Consider the following 17,087-nt stretch of genomic DNA (forward strand, 5'->3'; position numbering starts at 1 on the left):
CCGGTCAACCCAGCTTCAACGCTCGCGCCGCCTGGTGGAATTCCTTCCAGGCCCCGGATCGTCCGGCACGTTCCTTGACGATATGATCGACATAGGCGCGCAAGCGCTTGCCGTCCTCGGGCGAATCCTTGAGCACGACACCCTGCAACTGTCGCGCGACATGGGCAGCGGAAAGCTTGCCATTGTCGAGATAGACCGCCTCTAGCGCAGCTGCGTGCATCACGTTCACGGCCTCGGCCGTCGACATCACGGCGTCCGGACGATTGAGGCTGGTTCCTTCTGCAGTCCGACCCGTGCGCAGATCCTGAAAAACACGCACCAGCACGTCAGCGACGTCACGCTCGCCCGTCACGGTCACACCAGTTGGCGTAAGCCGCTCGGCAAGTTGTTTCAGCACCAGCTCGCGCTCGAACTCGGCGTCCGCGATGGGGTGAACGGTTTCGAAGTTGAAGCGCCGCTTCAATGCGCTCGACATCTCATGCACCCCGCGATCACGCAGATTGGCGGTGGCGATGACGTTGAACCCGGGAGCGGCGCTGGCAACCATATCGGCGCCCAGTTCGGGCAGGGCCAGGGACTTTTCCGAAAGGATAGAGATCAGCGCGTCCTGCACCTCGGGCGGACAGCGGGTGATCTCCTCAAACCGGACGATCCGCCCCGAGCGCATGGCGTTGAGCACCGGCGACGGGACCAGCGCGCGCTCGCTCGGCCCTTCGGCCAGCAGGAGGGCATAGTTCCAGCCGTAGCGGATATGGTCCTCGGTCGTCCCTGCCGAGCCCTGGACCACCAGCGCCGAAGTGCCGCAGATCGCCGCCGCGAGCAGTTCGGACAGCAGCGACTTGGCGGTACCCGGTTCCCCGACCAGCATCAGCCCCTGATGGCTCATCAGGCTGACGATGGCGCGGTCGACGAGCGGATCATCGCCATAGAATTTGCGTGAAACGCCCACCTTGGGATCGCCGACCAGAAAACGGCGCACCGCGCGCGGCGAGAGCCGCCATCCCGCCGGCCGGGGAAAGTGGTCGTCGGCCGCCAGCGCCGCGAGTTCGGCCGCGTAGCGCTGCTCCGCCGGCGGGCGAATCGATTGAATCTCGGCCATCACATATACGCCTTTTTCTGCCACTCGGGATCGAAGCCGGTTCCCTTGTCGGCGATGTCGTGGAGATCGCGCCAGCATTCGGCGAGCAGCACCGGCGGCACATCGGCGAGCGCGACCTGTCCCCCGCCGCCCGCACCGCCGCGCAGCTTGCGAAAGTTCAGCGACTGCAGTGCGGTCGACCGGTTCTCCTCGGGGAGCGGGCTGCCGGTGAACTCGATCTCGACGAGCAGGCCGGCCTCGCGATAGGTCTTCTCATAGGTCAGGAACCAGCCGCCATCCTGCGCCTGGCCCCGCTGGTAGCCCAGCTTGGTGGCAGTACCGCGCAGCTTGAAGCTCTCGATCATCCAGCCCTCCCGATCGGTGATCGTGCGATCCTTGCCCTGCGTTTCCGCGAGCCGTGGCAGGTCGCGGCTAAGCTGGTCGAAGGGTGGCGCCACCGCATAGTCGGCAAGATGCGCGCGCCAGGCGCCGATCGTCTCGCTGTCGAGCAGCGAAGAATGGACCAGCCGGATCTCGGCGAATGCCGAGAGGTCCACATCACCGTCCGTCGCGTCCGTGTAGCTCCCGTCCCCCATCGGGCGGAAGGTGTTCGCCGGTCGCCCCTCGGCATCCACGCCCTGCCAGATCGACCGCGCGGCGAGCCGCCCAACGATCGGATGTCCCGCGACGAAGCTCTCCCAATCGCCACGCGTCCAACTCCGCTGCAGGCACATCGCCTCCTGCAGCCGCTCGGCCTGGGCTGCCAGCACCTGCTTCACTTCCTTGCGCGCGGTGGCGAGCTGCTTCTTGGCGGCCTCGACCAGCGGACGCTCCTCCTCGATCCGCGGTCCAGGCAGCGCCTTCACCTCGCGTCCCTCAGCATTGAGGATGATCACCGCATCCTGCGCATCGAGCTGGAGGCGATAGCTGCGATTCTCGCCGCATTCGACGTCCTGTGTGCCGTCGGTATCGAAGCCGCCGGTCGGGACGGTGCGGTCGGCAAGCTGCGCCGCGCTCCAGCCGTTACGCTCCGCGACGGCTTCGACGAGCGCCGCAGCATGCGCCTGTACGCTGCGCTGCTTCGATCGGTTGGCTGCCGAAAGCAGGAGCTGGAGCGCGGAGCCGGTGCCGATCGCCGCGAGCAGCTCGATCAACGCCTTGGCTTGAGAGACGCGCGATCCGTGGTCCTTGAGGAATATGCGGATGCGCTGGGCGGCGTCGGCCCCGTTGACCCGCGTTGCCAGCGCGAGCACGCCCTTGCTGTCGGCCGCGCTGCCGAGATAAGTGCCGGCCTTGGCGCGCTTGAGCTGCGCGAACACCACCGCGCGATCGATGGAATAATAGTCGGCGCTGTGCGGCCAGCGCTTCGCCGCCGCGATATTCTGCTGCAATGTCGCATCGACATTCTGGGCCGCATAGGCGTTGGCCTCCTCGTCGGTCGGCGTGCGCGTGTCCTCGTCGATCCAGCCGGTCAGGATCATCCAGCCGAGCCGGTGCGCGTCCTCTGGCGCCAGCCGGTCGAGCCAAAGGTTGATCAGTGCATTTCCACCCGGCTGCTTGAGCTTGGCCGCCAGCACTACCCACCATTGCGGGAGCGCGGGATCGACGGGCTTGCCGTCCTTCCACTTGAGCGCTGGCAGATGGCCAAACGGCAGCCACTCCAGCCCCTTCGGCCGCGGCTTGGCGAGACCCGCCTTCGCCTCCTTCGTCAATGCGGCGTGGTCGAAATATTCTGAGACGTCCTCGCCCAACCGTTCGAGCGCGGTGATCATCGCCGCACGGGCGGCATCGCTGCGCTCCTTCGCCAGCGCCCTGCGGATCACTGGCGCCTGCTCGCGTTCGCCGCGCGCCGCCAGCCAGTCCGCGGCGAGCGCGCGCGTATCCTGCTTGCCGTCCTGAAGCTGCAGCGCGATCGCGTTGCCGAGTCCGGGTGTCCCCTGGAGCAGCGCCCGCGCGCCCTGGCGCAGCCGGGCGGAGCTGTCGCCAGCCAGCAGCATCAGCGCGCGCTGATAGCGCTCGGGCAGCTTCGGAAACATCCCGAGCAGCTCGATCGCGGGCACCCGTTGCATGGTCTCACCGCCGCTCTGCGGCACCAGGCCCAACGCTTCGTCGAGCTGCGCGAAACGCTGGCACAGCACCGGCCAAAGCGGCAGGTTCAAATCGGGCAGCGGCCAGTACCAGCGGCGCGTGAGATGCTCCTGAATATGGTCGTGCCCGCCTGCCTCGAGCCAGAGGGTGAGTACGGTGCGAATGTCGGCCCCATTGGCAAGACGATGCTGGACGGCGGCACCCACCGGCCCGCTCCAGTCGCCGAACAAGCCTTGCAGATGACCATTGGTCATCGCCACCGCAAGCCGCATCAAATGCCTGAGCGACAACCGGTCATCGTGAAAGAACTGGGATACCGCCGGGTGTTTGAGCTGGTGCCAACCCAGCCAATCCACCGCGGTTCGTTTACCATTTGTGTCGATTTGCCAATTGCCTTCAGCCAGCTTGGCAAGATTGTTCAGATCGCCGGCATCCTTCGGACGGTATTGTCGGCTCCAGTGCCAGTGCTTGTCCGTTTTCGCTTCGGCCTTCCCGATGATCAGCAAGCGATTGAACTCCGCCATCGCCGGTTCGAGCAGACGTAGCACTTCGGACGGCACCGGACTCGGTCCAGGCGCGGGTTCGAGCACGGAAAGCCCGACCCAGCTGCCATCAACCGCGACATAGCCCTGCGCGCCATCGATCTGCCAGGGCGAACGCTTCTCAGTGCCCGGCAGCGGCACGGAAGGCGCCACCGCGCCCGACACGCGATCGAATGCGGCGAGCACCTTGGCCGAACTTTCGCCGTCCCGCCACTCGGCCAGCAACGGTGCCCCCGCTTCCCCCAGCGTCGCGGCCGCGATCTCGATCAACTCCGCCTTGCGCCCGGGCGCGGCGCTCGTGAACTGCGCGCGAAGCGCTTCGGTCAACGCTGCCCTATCGGCCCCGGTCAGTGCCTGGCGCGCAGTGGTGCGCGCCTTCTTCGAGGATCCAGTGGCGGTGTTCAGCAGCAAATCGAGATAGGTCTGGTGCAGCTTGAACCGGCCGATCGCCGCCGCCAGTTCGGCCCGCACGTCCGCGGCGAGCTCCGGAAGCGCGGCGTGAACCGCATCGCGTGAGGTGGCCAGCCATTCCCCCACGCCCGCAAACCGGCCGACGCTGTTGTTGGACCCGTAGTTCCCGGTGTCGCGGCAGAACAGGATGTCGAGCGTCAATGCGGTGCCGTCACCCGTTTCCGCCGTCAGTGCCTGCAGCCTCTCGATCGGCTGTTCCTTGCGGCCTTGGCCGAGCCAGATCGTGACGACATGCCGAAGCCAGTCGGGCGACTTTTTGGTTCCGAAATACCCGTAATCATAAGTGATCGACTGGAGCATCGCGACCGCCTCGCCCAATCGCCGCATCTGGTCCGTGCGCCAGGCCGCGAGGTTGGTGAACAGCTTGGCCTCATCGCGCGGCGGATAATAATGCGCTCGCTGCTGCCATGCGGTTCGCGCCGCATTGCCCTGAAGAGTCGAGAGAACCGATGAATTGTCGCCATCGATCACAAACCGGGCGACTTGCGTCGGCAAGCCGAAAGAAGCCTTACGGAGCTCCTTGAAGTGATCGGCGATCCTACCCGCCGGCGGGCCGCTCCCCGCGCCCCCCGATCGACCGCTGGAAAGGCCGAGCCCCTGTCGAAGCCGGTTCAGCAATCCGTTCATCAAACACCCCCGGCTTCCTACGCGTACCGACTCGTTGGCGCTGCATGACGATGCATTCAGCAGCCGACTTGCTGCACTGAGACATGTGACTGCTTTCGGATCAAAATGCAGCCCGAATGTTCTCGGGAGGGGAGTCATTCTGATTCTAGCCGGAGAAACACATACCAATCCATTCCTAACGCACCCTGTGGCGAATGAATGAATGGCAGGTTTCGGGAAGCCGAGTCCGTCCATCAATGGCCGTTATGAGGGCGTGAGCGGACTCTGCCGATATAGGTGAGTTTGTGACGTAGCCGATGGTGGAATATGATCAAATGCGGCGGCTCAAAGTTCATATGAACAGTACACAGATTTACCTAGATTGCTGATATTATTTATAAAAATCGGCATAGCGCCGCACCTCTTAGTCAGCGGGTCCTAGGTTCGAGCCCAAATGCATCCACCAAACCCTTTCAATGACTTAGCGGCAATCGCTTCTGTGCCTTGCCAACCAACCATGCACTGCACCTGACGCTGTTACGGGCTGATCCTTCTGGTTGCCTCGGCCCCGTAGCCGTCGTCCCCAAACGCCGAGACCGGCAAGCTCCGGCTTCCGCCGCCATGAATTTTCCAGAGCTCTTCGAGCCAAAGAAAGGCTGTGTCCACGATCACGTCGTTCACCTCGAATGACGGCCCGCTCAAGCTGAACTGAGGAACATCGGGCTCCGGACGGCCTGCGTCCCCAAAGCGCACGTCGAACAAGGTTCGACAAGCATCGACGGCTTTGTTCAGAACATAGAGGTCGGGTCCATCGAGATGGATCATGATCGTGAACAGACCATCCCGATCCTGGCTAGGGTGAACGCCAATCTCTATCGCACGAGCTTTTTCCGGCAAGGCGGCGTCCAGGGCGCGAAGTGTTTCCAAGGCCTCTCCGGAATGGGCGCGGAGAATGGTCAGCAGCGCATCCCGATAATCGTCTGCGTTCATTGATCCTCCAGCGGCCAAACTCTGAATATTTTCCACGAAAAGCCCATGTCGAGCAGGTCCGGCGCCCCCGCCAATCCGGCGTATGGGATGGCTCGCAACGAGCCCTGGAAAGCCATTTGAACCATCCTGCGCCCTACTGCGCGCGGCCATTCTTGAAGAAATTGCGTTCGGTCTCGCGCGGCTCGCTATCATCCGGTCGGCGGACCATGCGGCGTACCGGCCCGTTGAGAAACCCGCCAACCAGCTCGCCCTCAAGCCATTGGGCGATCCCGTCATCCAGGCTGAGCATCTCTTCCAGCCGGCCGGTGCCGTTCGGTGCGAGATCGCGCCCTTCGCGATCGAGGCAACGCAGGTAGCGCTCGCGACCGTCTCGATCCTCGATGCTTTCGGTGTTGATCGCACCATTCGGCCAAAAACGCATTCGATGTTCCCGCTGGCCCTGGCGCTTGCAGCGGAGCAGCGGCGTGCCGTCAGGGTAGAAATGCTCGCTGCACAATTCCTCGCCATGCCAGTAGATGGAGGCACTTTCGCGCCGGCCATCGGCAGCAAAATATTCATGCAGCCCATGATGGCCCAAGCCCAGCGAGAGCCTGTCGTTGCGCACTATCCGGCCTTCGCCCAGATAGTCGAAACCGAACATCCAGCTACCGCTGGCCTGGCTGGGATAGTGAATCCAATTGCGATCCCGCCCGCTGCCAAACCCCGGCGTCTCGGCTTGCAGCAGCGTACGGTCGCGCGAGAACCACACGACATCGCAGCTACCGTCATCATGCTCGAACATATTCGGGCCGACCGGGAAACCATCCTCGAACCGCAACCGATAGGCGCCATTCGTCAACACAACATGCTCGACGCCGACCCCGAGCAGGCCCGGCACTTCCTCGATCGCGAAATAGCGGTGCGGATCGCGCGCGATATCCGCTTCGATATCTTGCCGGATCGCATGGTGGATCGCGAAAAAAGCCTCGCCGATCGCTTCGAGCCGTGAGGCATGCGGGGCCAGCAGCCCCTGATAGGCTTCCCAGTTTTCGTCTTCGTCCGCATCGTTCTCCGTTCCCTCCGGATGGGCAGCGGAAACATTGTGCCAGATTGCGTGCGCTTCCTCGATGAGCGGCAGGGCCGACGCAAATAGCGGATTCTGCGCAATGATTGCCGGCACCTGCATGGCGTCGGGCAGATGCGCAGCGACATTGTCGAAATATTGATCCACGCCGCCATTCGACACCTGCGCATCGAACAGGTCGAAATAATAGACAGCGCGGACATGAGGCGCGAAGTCCTCCGGATCGGCCTCGCAAAGCGCGTCCATGATCGCCGCGCTGAAACAGGGGGCCCGGCGCAACAATGTCGGCCAGTCGATGGCGGGGAGAAGGCTGCTTTGCGTCATGGCTGAATTCCCATCACAAGGAACGAGGCAAGATAACGAGCCCCCTGGGGGCTCGAGCAACCAAGGCCATCACAACAATGGAAGCGACAGGAATTGATCGCGCGAGAGGGCAATTTCGACGTCAACATGACGGCATCATCCGACTACGGGCAATCCGGAAAGCAACGGCGAGGCTCATGGTGACGCAAATCTGCACAGGATGGTCGTGCAGAGGTTATGCGGATCGTAGACGGCATCGATGTTCCCCCAGGCGCGCTTGCACGGCAGCGCCGCGCCGTGTCGTTTGAGAAACCAGTTGCGCAGCGCACGCGTATGCGGGCCGTCGTGGCGCGCCTGCGCTCCGTCGCCCAAGTGCATCGGTCCCAGCTGCCATTCGCGCAGAATGCCATCGTCGGGCCAGAACCACAGGATCAGCACCAGTTCCTCGCCATGGTCCACATCCTGCCCCAGCCAGCGCCACGCCACAGGCTCGTCACGATAATGCAGCCATTCCTCCCATTCACGCTCGTCCTGGATTATCTCGCTGCGGCGCAGCTGGTGGTGCAGGTGCAGGCCGTCGGTCAGCCGCAAGGTGCCGTGATCGGGATCGAAGGGCATCAGAAGGGCCTGTTGCTCGCCGCACGGAAATGGAGTGCGTTGACCGGCTTCGCCATCAGCGCACCGCCTCGCCGCGCATGCCCTCGCCCAGGTCCCAGACATGGATTGCGCCGCTGATTGGATCGACGAGATAATAGCCTACAAGATTGCTTCCCGTGGCAGGAAGGCCGTCGCCGCGCCAGCGCAACGCGAACACATAGCGGGCGGACTCCTCATCCTGTCGTTCGCAATAATAGGCACCCCGCGCCTTGATGCCTACCAGGTGCAGGCTTTGCGCCGCCTTGATCAGTTGTGCACAGGCATGCTCGGCTTTGCTGCCACCCGCGAGCGCAATGATTGGTGTGGCCAGTCCAAACCAAAGGCTGCCGATCAAGAAGATGCTCTGCCGCTTCATTCATTTGTCTCCCACCGGCATCGCAGATATGCGCTCACGTCGCGGCTGATACTCCTGCGGCAGTTGTCGAGGTGGCGCCCTGCAGGACTCAGGACTTCTCCGATCGTGGTTTGAGTAGACCAGGCTCGGCTGGAAATCTATTCTGATGAATATGATAGCACGCTGGGCGCATGGGTTTGTCGACATGGGAAGAACAGAAAAATCGATCGATTGGGCACGCAAAGCGACCCGATACATGCAGCCGCAACCAGGTCATTGATCATGTCCAGCTTTGACCGGATTCGACCACTCCTCGCCCCTTGGGGATCCCTGAAACCCCAGCCCGCCGCCGATTGGGAAGGCCCCTTCCCGCTGCCTGCGATCATTGCCGAATTCTACAGCGAGGTCGGCCCCTGGGGCGATGTCTATAACCAGGCCTACGGCCCCGTCGGGCTGACCATCAACACCGGCGGCAACCCCGTGGAGGTCCATCCGCTCCACAAGCTCTGGGCGCGGCAGGACGGCTATGCCTGGTCACGCAATCCCGAGAACAAGCTTGAGGATTGGCCGGAGCATTGGCTTGTCATCGCGCAGGAGGGCTCGCTCCCCTTCATCTTCGACCGCAACGACGGCAGCGTGCTCTTTCACTACACTGGCATGGGGCATTGGAATGCGCCGCAACGATTTGCGCCCGACCTTGCCACTGCCCTGGGCGCCATCGCCACGGTCGCCAACGCATTGGCCGAGCTCGGTGACGATGCGGTGGACGAAACCCTTGCGATCAAGGACACCAGCCAGACGTACGTCCTGGGCCAGGTGGCCGCCTTCACTGGCGACCCCGAACAGGCCCGCCACATGCTTGAGGTGTGGTGGAACCAATGACGGGGTTCGATGCCGGCTTCTGGCGCGGGCATCGCGTGGCGGGAAATTCCGATCCCATCGCCGGCAGTTTCATCGACTTTCTGGAAGCACGTTTCCAACCAAATTCGAAGGACGCGCTTGGTAGAATCAGGTAATGACTTGGGATCACGCGGTCCCCATCCCCAAAGGGGAGCAAGACACCATTGCCGTTCCACGCTGAAATCGTCCTGCAGCCGCTCGCAGGTAATTTTGTGACATGGGCTTCGGCCGCCTTCCGCGCCCCTCCGGCCATCCCGGTTTGTGCCCTCAAAAGTCAGCTGGTCGGCACAACGCCGGAGATGCCTGAATCCAGGATCGCACCGCCGACGGTGCGCGAAAGGCCGTGGAAGGACGCGATGTCGCGACCATCGATCGTGCGCAGGGTAACATTATATGCGCCGCTCCGGCCAGACTTCATGACCGCTTGCGCTTCCGCAACGATGCGGTCGCCAGTCCGCGCCGGGCTCAGGAAATTCATCGATGCCGCATGGGCGACGGTCTGCAATCCATAGGAATTGCAGGCATAGGCAAAGGCCGTGTCGGCAAGCGTGAACAGCGCGCCGCCATGAGCGGTCGCATAGCCGTTGAGCATCGTCTCGCTGACAGTCACGGCGATCCGCGCATAGCCCTCACGAACCTCCTCGATCTCGATGCCCCATTCGCGCCCCATGGTTTCGCGGCTACGCAGGAAATCGACGATTGCTCTAACATTGACGTCACTCATGGCAGTTCCTGATCAGACGGGCAGCGGACGGGGGCTTATTCTCGAATCATTCCGACGGTTTCAACCGGTCCCGAAGATCGAACAGCACCAGCCCGCCCACGGCCGATCCCAATGCCATGATCAGCGCAACGACCGATACGCCGAATTTGCAGCCCATTCCCTGCTTTCCGCATCTCGCGATGCCGTCAGATGAGTCCACCTGACTTCAAAATGCCCTAGTCGAGCCGGTTCTTGACGATCTCTCCATCCCGCATGATCAAATCCAGCTTGCGGCCATCGGCGGCGAGCAGGCCGATATCCTTCAGCGGATCGCCATCGACGACGATCAGATCGGCATGCGCGCCGGGCGTTACGCAGCCGAGCCTGCCTTCCTGCATGAGGATCTCGGCGCCGACCGACGTTGCCTGGCGCAGCATTTCGAGCGGGGTAAAGACCTCTCTTCTGAACTCGAACTCGCGGCACTGCTGGTCATAGGTCTCCCCGAGAAGATCGGTGCCAAATCCCATCTTCACCCCGGCATTGCGCATGTGCTGGAGACCCTCGATCGCCGAATCCGCTGCGACCTTCAGCTTCGCCATGCTGTCGGGCGTCATGCCCAGTTTCACGCCGCGCTCCATCGACACGAAGATCACCGACATGGTGGGCACGACATAGCCGCCGCGCTCCGCAACGAATTGCGCCGTGTCGGCATCGATCAACGTCGCATGTTCGATGCAACGGACGCCGAATTCGATCGAACGGCGGATCGCGCTGACCGGATGGCAATGCGCCGACACATAGGTGCGGCGCTCCACGCATTCATTGACGATCGCGCGGATCTCATCCTCGCGGAACTGGTTCATCCACATCGGATCGCTGGGTGACATCACCCCGCCCGATGCGGTGATCTTGACGCAATGCGCGCCGCGGCGCAGTTCCTCGCGTGCCGCCTTGATGCATTCGTCGACCCCGTCGACGACGACCCCGCCCCAGTTCATCGACCCGCATGAGCAATAGCCATGGGTGTGATGCGTTTCGTTGGGCGTACGATAGTCGACATGGCCGCCGGTCATCGACAGGACCTTGCCCGCATAGAAGAAACGCGGCGCGCGGATCAGCCTGTCCTCGATCGCCGATGCCAGCGGATAATCGCCGCCGCCGATGTCGCGGACGCTGGTGAAGCCGCAATCGAGCGCGTGGCCGAGCTTCTTGACCGCATGCGCCGTTCGGTAAGGCGCGTCACGGCTGTCGACCAGCTTGGCATTGAGGTCCGAGAAATAGGCATGGATATGGACGTCGATCAGGCCGGGCATCAGCGTCTTGCCGACCACGTCGATCCGCTGCGCGCCATCAGCCTTGATCGGACGATCGGACACTTCCCTGATCGCGCCATCCTCGACAAGGACCGACATGCCTTCGGCGCAGTCGCCATTCACGCCGTCAAAAATGCGCGCGTTTTCCAGTAGGATCATGTTCTGATCGCTTCGATTTGAAAGGTTGATAGGATTTCCGGCCGGCGGCGGAAGGAGGGATCGCTGCCTGTCGCCGAATGCGACAAACAGGACCAGTCCAATACTGATAACCGAGTGCTCACCCCTAGAAGTCGGCGCTCAGTGACACGGTAAAGCTGCGTGGCCGGATCAGATAGGCCTCTGCCGGCGCACCCGCCCCAGCAAAGGTGTAGTTGATTATCCCGTTCCGATCGAAGATGTTTTCGGCGCGCAACTGCAGCTGATAGCGCTGGTAACGGACACTCGCACGCAGATCGACCGTGGTGATTTCCGGCAGACGCACATTGGGATTGCTGACGCTGTTCGGATAGGATGTGTACCTGTGCGATTGCATCCGCACCGTCGCGCCCAATTGTCCCTGGAGATCGTCACCAAGCGGAATCAGCTGATCAGCGGTCGCGGATACCGTCCAGCGCGGCGTTTGTGGAATTGGATCTCCCGCGGCTGCGCCGATCAAGGCAGTGACGCCCGGGTCGACCCGTGTGATCCGTGCATCCGTGTGGCCGGCATTGGCGCCGATGCTCAGCAACTGCGTCGGTCGTGCGTTCAGCTGGAGTTCGAAGCCCTGCACCCTGGCCTTGCCGGCGTTGGCGAGCAGCTGCTGCGACTGAAAAATCGTATAGAGTTGAATATCGTTCCAATCGATCCGGTAGGCCGAGGCCTGGATGCTCAATTTCCTGTCGATGATGTCTGCCTTGATTCCGGCCTCGTAATTCCAGACGGTATCGGGGTTGATCTGGGTCTGGGCGCCGGGCGGCAGGATCGCAGCAGGCTGCGGCCCGCCAGGCCGAAAGCCGCTCGCCGCACGCAGGAATGCACTGAGCGTGCTGGTCGGCCGCCAGCGCAATGTCGCCAGATAGGTCAGTTTGTCGTTGCTGCCTGCAAATGGCGGGAGCTGCTGCGGGCCACCGAGGAACAGGTCATAATATACGCCGCTGAAGGCGAACGTAAAATTCTCCTTATAGTGGGCATAGCGCACGCCGCCCGTGACGTCGAAATTGTCCGTCAGATAAAATGTCAAATTGCCGAAGGCGGAGAGCTCTTCATAGGCGTCCTCGACGGGAGACCGGACAATGAAGCCCAGCGCTCCGGGAAGTTGCGTATTGGTCGCCATGTCGCGCGCGACGATGTCGGTCGGTATCGAAGAGCGCTCTTTGGTATAGAATCCGCCGACGATGAATTCGACCGGGCCGAGCCGATTGGAGACGAACCGCAGTTCCGCGGTCTTCTTCTTCTGGGGAATCGTGGAGGGAACGGCCGCCCCGGTGTTTGCCGGATAAACATAACCGAACTGTCCGAACAGCGGGAAGAAGGGCGCATAGGTCGAGGTTACGTCGCGGTCGACATGCAGTTCGCTTTCAAGATAGGCTGCAGTGGCGATCACCTGGCCAACGCCGACGTCATATTTACCGGTGATGGAAGCGAGGCGGTATTTGACATTCGTCGGTGCATTGAAAAAATTGCTGTACTTGCGCGTGCCGTAAACCGGCGTGAATGTGCCGGGTGCGACATGCTCGGCGGCTAGCCCCTTGGTATCGATGTCCTGGATCATGCCGACGGCGTCGATGGTCAGCCGATCGGTCGGCGTCCAGCCGATTGCGAGGCGGGCCCCCTTGGCGACACTCTCGTTGACGTTCCTGGTGCCGGTGCCGATATTGTCGACAAAGCCCGGCGCGCGGCGGTAGAAACCGGTCGCACGGACCGCCAGCCGATCCGATACCAGCGGAATATTGAGGGTGCTGCTCAGCGAATAGCCGGTGCCGCCACCATCGATCGCGGTCAGCTCTGCCCGCGCGCTCCCGGAAAAGTGCGATGGATCGGGTCGCTTCGAAATCAGGCGTATGACGCCGCCAAGGCTCGAAGCACCGTAGAGCGTGCCCTGCGGGCCCTTCAGCACCTCGATGCGGTCGATATCCGCGAGTTCGGGTTCCGGCGCGATGAAGGATCCGCCGCCATTGGCCGAACTCGACGTAAAGGGCACGTCGTCAAGATAATAGACGGTCGTCGCGGATTGCTGGAGCGAGCCGGTGGTCAACCCGCGGATGGAGACCTTGCCATAGCCCGGGGCACCGGTGTCTTCCACGACGAGGCCGGGCGTCAGCGTCGCATAATCGCGAACCGTCTGGACGCCCAGATTGTCGAGTTCGTCGCCGCCGAGCACGGTAATCGCCGACGGCACGTTGCGCAGCTTCTCCCCGCGTTTGCTCGCGGTCACCACGATCTCGCCAGAGGTCGCGTCATCCGGCTCGGCAGTGGTCGCCGGCGCTTGCGCCCTGGCTTGTGTCTGGGCTTCGGCAACGGTCGCGGCGAGACACAGCGCAAGCAAGCTTGCCGACGCGCGACACATCATCTTGGCCCGCGCGATCGTCGAACCCTGTCCGCCGCCGCCGATCGCTATGGTCTTGTCGCGCATATCCCCCACCTCCGCATATGGTCCGCCGGGTCGGATCGGTTACGTTTTTTGAGACCCCGGAATATGCTGAGGATATAGGCCGCACCGTTTTCGAGTGTGTCCAAAAGGCTTTCGAGCATCGCCAAATGCCTTTCGAAAGCGCCGCCTTGGCCATCTATGTGTTGACGTGAAAGGCATTTCACGTCGAACTGGATTGAGCAGAGGAAACAGGATGGACCGACCAGCCAAGGGAACCACAGAGGTGCGATCCTCCACCACCGACTGGCCGGCGGCCGAACGGGGGGTGCAAAGTGCCATAGCGGCGCGATCGACAGCGATGCCCCCGGCCGCTTCGAGTCCACCAAATTCCGCTGAAAATGCCGCGCACCTGGCTGCTCGTGATGCGCTTCAAAATTACGAGATCGACCCGGCGGAAGGCGCGCGCGCGCTATGGGAAGGTCTCCTGCCGCTGAGCGACCCCCTGCATTATTGCTGGCGCACCAGGCTTCTGGGAAGCGGACGCTACGAATTTTGCGGTCTGGCCGATGGCTTCCTCGTCACGTTCGGCGATATGGAAGTCGACACGCCGCAATTGGTGCATATGTCATTCCCGGACACCTTGCGGATCTACATGACGAGCAATGGCGATTTCGAATATGGGTCGCCACAAGGCAACACGATCAGCCTGGACGCACCGAACATCGCCATTCTGATCCAGCCGGCCGGCGCCCCCGAAACCGAAGCCAGGGTCGCAGGACGCACACGCTTCGCCTGTGTGTTCATCCATCGCGAGTCACTGAAGGCGCTCTACGCAGGTGGTGAGCATGAACTGCCGGCTGTGCTCCAATCCTTCCTCGATGGTTCCCTGCAGCAGAGTGTTGCGCATACGCTGCCCTTGGGGACCGCCCTGTTGCGTTGCCTCGAGGATGTGCATGCCAGCGCCCTTGAAGGGTTCCAGCGCCGCTTGTTCCTGCAGTCGAAGGCTGTGGAAATCCTGTGCCAGGCGATCGAAGCTCTCGAACATAGCGAAAGTTTCGGGTCACCCGATACGACAAGGCTGACGGCTCGGGGCGTCATGAAAGCCCAGCGCCTTCTGATGGAGAATTTCGTGACGCCGCCGTCGCTGGAGGATCTCGCGCTCGAAGTGGGCCTGAGCCGCAGTAGCCTGTGCGCCGGCTTCCGCCAGATCGTGGGCCAGTCGGTTTTCGATTACACGCAGGACCTGCGCATGCAGCATGCGCTGGTGATGCTGAACGAGCGCAACATTTCGATTTCCCAAATTGCCTACGCCGTCGGCTATAATCGCGCCTCCAGCTTTTCGGTGGCAGTCCAGCGCCATTTTGGCGCTACGCCTTCCGAACTCCGGAGACGTGGCGTCCTGCCAAGCGATCAGCGGAACGCCAGCGCCTCCCGGCATGCGCCTTCAGCGCAATAAGGAGCGCCGATGATTGCCGGTTTTCCAGATCGATCTGCGTGATTTCGGGATCACACAGATCGATCTGGATGTTTGCTTTATCGCGATTTTAGAACTGTTCGATGGTTCCATCGGACTGCAGATCGCTCCAATTTCAGGGCTTCAAAGCAAACCGTAAGCCGCGGCTGATCAGAGCGGGCATGACACTGACATGCGTTTCGCCGTCGAAGACGACCATCTCCACCCTGTAGCCGGGAGGGCCTTTCATCGCCTCGAGACGACCGGCCAGGGCAATGACGCTGCTGACCACGCCGGCGGATTTCAACATCGCCTGCAATTGCTCGCGCGTCATGCCCGGCGGAAGCTTGGCGTCATCGTCCACCGTCTCCTCCAGCCCGCCGGCCGTCAGCAATATGCGGGGCGCGACTGTTCCGCCCGCCAGGGATGCGGCCAGCTTGGCCTCTCCCTCGAGAACCTCTCCGTCGTTCCAGACGATCGATGGGCTGCCGATCACATAGGCCTTGTAGGCCTCCATATGGTTGAACAGCACGTGAAGGGTGAACAGGCCGCCCAGCGAATGGCCCCACAATGTGCTGTCGCTCTTGTCGGTTTTGTAATCGGTGTCGATCCGGGGCTTCAACTCTTCGGTCAGAAAACGATGAAAGCCTTCCGCCCCCCCATAGGTCGCGCCCTCGAACATCGGCGTCCCTTCGAGGTAAGGGATCATAGCGGCCCCGGGCGGCGTAGGGGTCAGGTCGGTAAAACGTGCGACCGTCGCCGCATCGAAGCCCTTGCCGTAGCCAATACCAACGATAATCGCCGGCTTTGCCTGCATGGCGATGCTCTGCATCGCCAGTGTGTCGGCAGCCGTGTGGAATATATAGTCGGCATCGGTGAGGTAGACCACCGGATAGCCCCCCGGAGGCGGCGGCACGCTCTCTGCGGGCATGGAGACATAGATGCGGTAGGTGCGGCCCGTGATCCCGGACGTCACATCCCACTGCTCGGCCCCCGGGCGCACGACGGGCGAGCGCGCCGGCGAGTTGGCAGCTTCACGCGCCTGTGTCGCCATCGAAAGATTATCGTCGTGCATGTTCCCTCTCCAAATGATCGACGCGCCAAAACCCTGTCAGCTTTGTTGGCCCGGACAACAAGATGTCGGTTCGGGACATAGCCCACACTGCTTTCGAGCGTCGCCAAAAGGCTTTCGAGCACCGCCAGAAGCGGCTTCGTCCGGGCCGAAACGGCCATCGATCCGTTGACTTAAAAGCGATTTTCGCGACGAGCCGGTTCCAGGATGCTTGTGGAAAACGATGAAGTTGCAAGCCCAACTCGCACGGATAGCGGCTAGGAATATGAACGCATATGGCCGGACGCACACCAAAGACCACGGTGAAGGACTGGATCGACACGGCACGGCGCACGCTGATCGACGAAGGCTCTGCCGGGTTGAAGGTCGATCGCCTCGCCAGGCGGCTGGGTGTCACGCGTGGCGGCTTCTATCATTATTTCAAAGATCGCGACGCATTCTTCGACCGGTTCATCGCCCATTGGGAAGCGGCGTGCCGCTTCCTGCCCGAGGAGGCCCCTCCGGCCAAAGCCGGTGACGCCGTCGAATGGCTCGAGCGCATCGTTGCGCGCCTGATCGAGTCCGACGGCTATGACTATCGTTTCGACCTTGCGGTGCGTGAATGGGCGCGCACCGACAAGCGCGCCGGATGGGCCATCGGACGTGCGGATCGCGAGCGGCTCGAAGTTCTGCAGCGCTTCTTCGAGGCGATCGGCTATGATGAAGAATATGCCGCGATCCGGGCTCGCGTCTTCTATTTCCACCAGATCGGCTTTTACGCGATCGGCACCCGGCAAAGCATGGCCGAACGCCGCAGGAACACGCAGCTCTACATTGATATCCTGTGCGGCGAACAGGCCCTGTCAGCGGCGCGCAAAACTGCCCGGAAGGCGCTCAAGGCCAAAGCTGCCTAAGGGTTGTAGCCAGGCGCGCCATCGAGTCCGGCTTGCACTCCCGAAGTACCCG

At 62.3% G+C, this 17,087-nt stretch carries 13 protein-coding genes; 3 read left to right on the forward strand and 10 right to left on the reverse strand.

What is annotated here, in order from left to right:
• Nucleotides 1–4: 4 nt before the first annotated feature.
• From AC3WN8_RS01855 to AC3WN8_RS01880, 6 genes are all read right to left on the reverse strand, one after another.
• Nucleotides 5–1,177 carry an ATP-binding protein gene (locus tag AC3WN8_RS01855; RefSeq protein WP_492667670.1) on the reverse strand — a complete coding sequence of 391 codons (1,173 nt, stop codon included), beginning with the start codon at nucleotides 1,175–1,177 and terminating at the stop codon, nucleotides 5–7.
• Nucleotides 1,099–4,806: a DUF4132 domain-containing protein gene (locus AC3WN8_RS01860; protein WP_492667671.1), complete on the reverse strand. Its 3,708-nt coding sequence runs from the start codon at nucleotides 4,804–4,806 to the stop codon at nucleotides 1,099–1,101. Before AC3WN8_RS01860 ends, AC3WN8_RS01855 begins: the two co-directional genes overlap by 79 nt.
• A 516-nt stretch (nucleotides 4,807–5,322) precedes the next feature.
• The gene (locus AC3WN8_RS01865; protein ID WP_492667672.1) at nucleotides 5,323–5,775 is read right to left on the reverse strand and encodes a DUF6389 family protein; all 453 of its coding nucleotides are present in this window, start codon (nucleotides 5,773–5,775) and stop codon (nucleotides 5,323–5,325) included.
• 133 nt (nucleotides 5,776–5,908) lie between these two features.
• Nucleotides 5,909–7,162 (reverse strand): DMP19 family protein, encoded by a 1,254-nt coding sequence (locus AC3WN8_RS01870; protein ID WP_492667673.1) that lies wholly within the window; start codon nucleotides 7,160–7,162, stop codon nucleotides 5,909–5,911.
• Between the two features lie 174 nt (nucleotides 7,163–7,336).
• Entirely contained in the window at nucleotides 7,337–7,759 is a 423-nt protein-coding gene (locus AC3WN8_RS01875) for a hypothetical protein (protein WP_492667674.1), read from the reverse strand.
• A gap of 55 nt (nucleotides 7,760–7,814) precedes the next feature.
• Nucleotides 7,815–8,153: a hypothetical protein gene (locus AC3WN8_RS01880; RefSeq protein WP_492667675.1), complete on the reverse strand. Its 339-nt coding sequence runs from the start codon at nucleotides 8,151–8,153 to the stop codon at nucleotides 7,815–7,817.
• 261 nt (nucleotides 8,154–8,414) lie between these two features.
• Here AC3WN8_RS01880 and AC3WN8_RS01885 point away from each other — a divergent pair, with 261 nt between their 5' ends.
• Nucleotides 8,415–9,014, forward strand: coding sequence for a hypothetical protein (locus AC3WN8_RS01885; protein ID WP_492667676.1), 600 nt, complete (start codon nucleotides 8,415–8,417; stop codon nucleotides 9,012–9,014).
• A 292-nt stretch (nucleotides 9,015–9,306) separates the two neighbouring features.
• Here AC3WN8_RS01885 and paaI read toward each other — a convergent pair whose 3' ends face one another.
• From paaI to AC3WN8_RS01900, 3 genes are all read right to left on the reverse strand, one after another.
• The gene (gene paaI / locus AC3WN8_RS01890) at nucleotides 9,307–9,756 is read right to left on the reverse strand and encodes a hydroxyphenylacetyl-CoA thioesterase PaaI (RefSeq protein WP_492667677.1); all 450 of its coding nucleotides are present in this window, start codon (nucleotides 9,754–9,756) and stop codon (nucleotides 9,307–9,309) included.
• A 215-nt stretch (nucleotides 9,757–9,971) separates the two neighbouring features.
• A complete protein-coding gene (locus AC3WN8_RS01895; RefSeq protein ID WP_492667678.1) occupies nucleotides 9,972–11,207 on the reverse strand; it encodes a metal-dependent hydrolase family protein in 1,236 nt (411 codons plus the stop codon).
• Nucleotides 11,208–11,331: 124 nt separating this feature from the next.
• Entirely contained in the window at nucleotides 11,332–13,659 is a 2,328-nt protein-coding gene (locus tag AC3WN8_RS01900; RefSeq protein ID WP_492667679.1) for a TonB-dependent receptor, read from the reverse strand.
• Nucleotides 13,660–13,870: 211 nt separating this feature from the next.
• Here AC3WN8_RS01900 and AC3WN8_RS01905 point away from each other — a divergent pair, with 211 nt between their 5' ends.
• The gene (locus tag AC3WN8_RS01905) at nucleotides 13,871–15,073 is read left to right on the forward strand and encodes a helix-turn-helix transcriptional regulator (RefSeq protein ID WP_492667680.1); all 1,203 of its coding nucleotides are present in this window, start codon (nucleotides 13,871–13,873) and stop codon (nucleotides 15,071–15,073) included.
• Nucleotides 15,074–15,206: 133 nt separating this feature from the next.
• Here the strand turns inward: AC3WN8_RS01905 and AC3WN8_RS01910 are convergent, their stop codons facing one another.
• The gene (locus tag AC3WN8_RS01910; protein ID WP_492667681.1) at nucleotides 15,207–16,145 is read right to left on the reverse strand and encodes an alpha/beta hydrolase; all 939 of its coding nucleotides are present in this window, start codon (nucleotides 16,143–16,145) and stop codon (nucleotides 15,207–15,209) included.
• A 272-nt stretch (nucleotides 16,146–16,417) separates the two neighbouring features.
• Here AC3WN8_RS01910 and AC3WN8_RS01915 point away from each other — a divergent pair, with 272 nt between their 5' ends.
• Nucleotides 16,418–17,035: a TetR/AcrR family transcriptional regulator gene (locus AC3WN8_RS01915; protein WP_492667682.1), complete on the forward strand. Its 618-nt coding sequence runs from the start codon at nucleotides 16,418–16,420 to the stop codon at nucleotides 17,033–17,035.
• Nucleotides 17,036–17,087: the final 52 nt, after the last annotated feature.

The organism is Sphingobium sp. FW305-3-2-15-F-TSA7 (genome assembly GCF_058787155.1).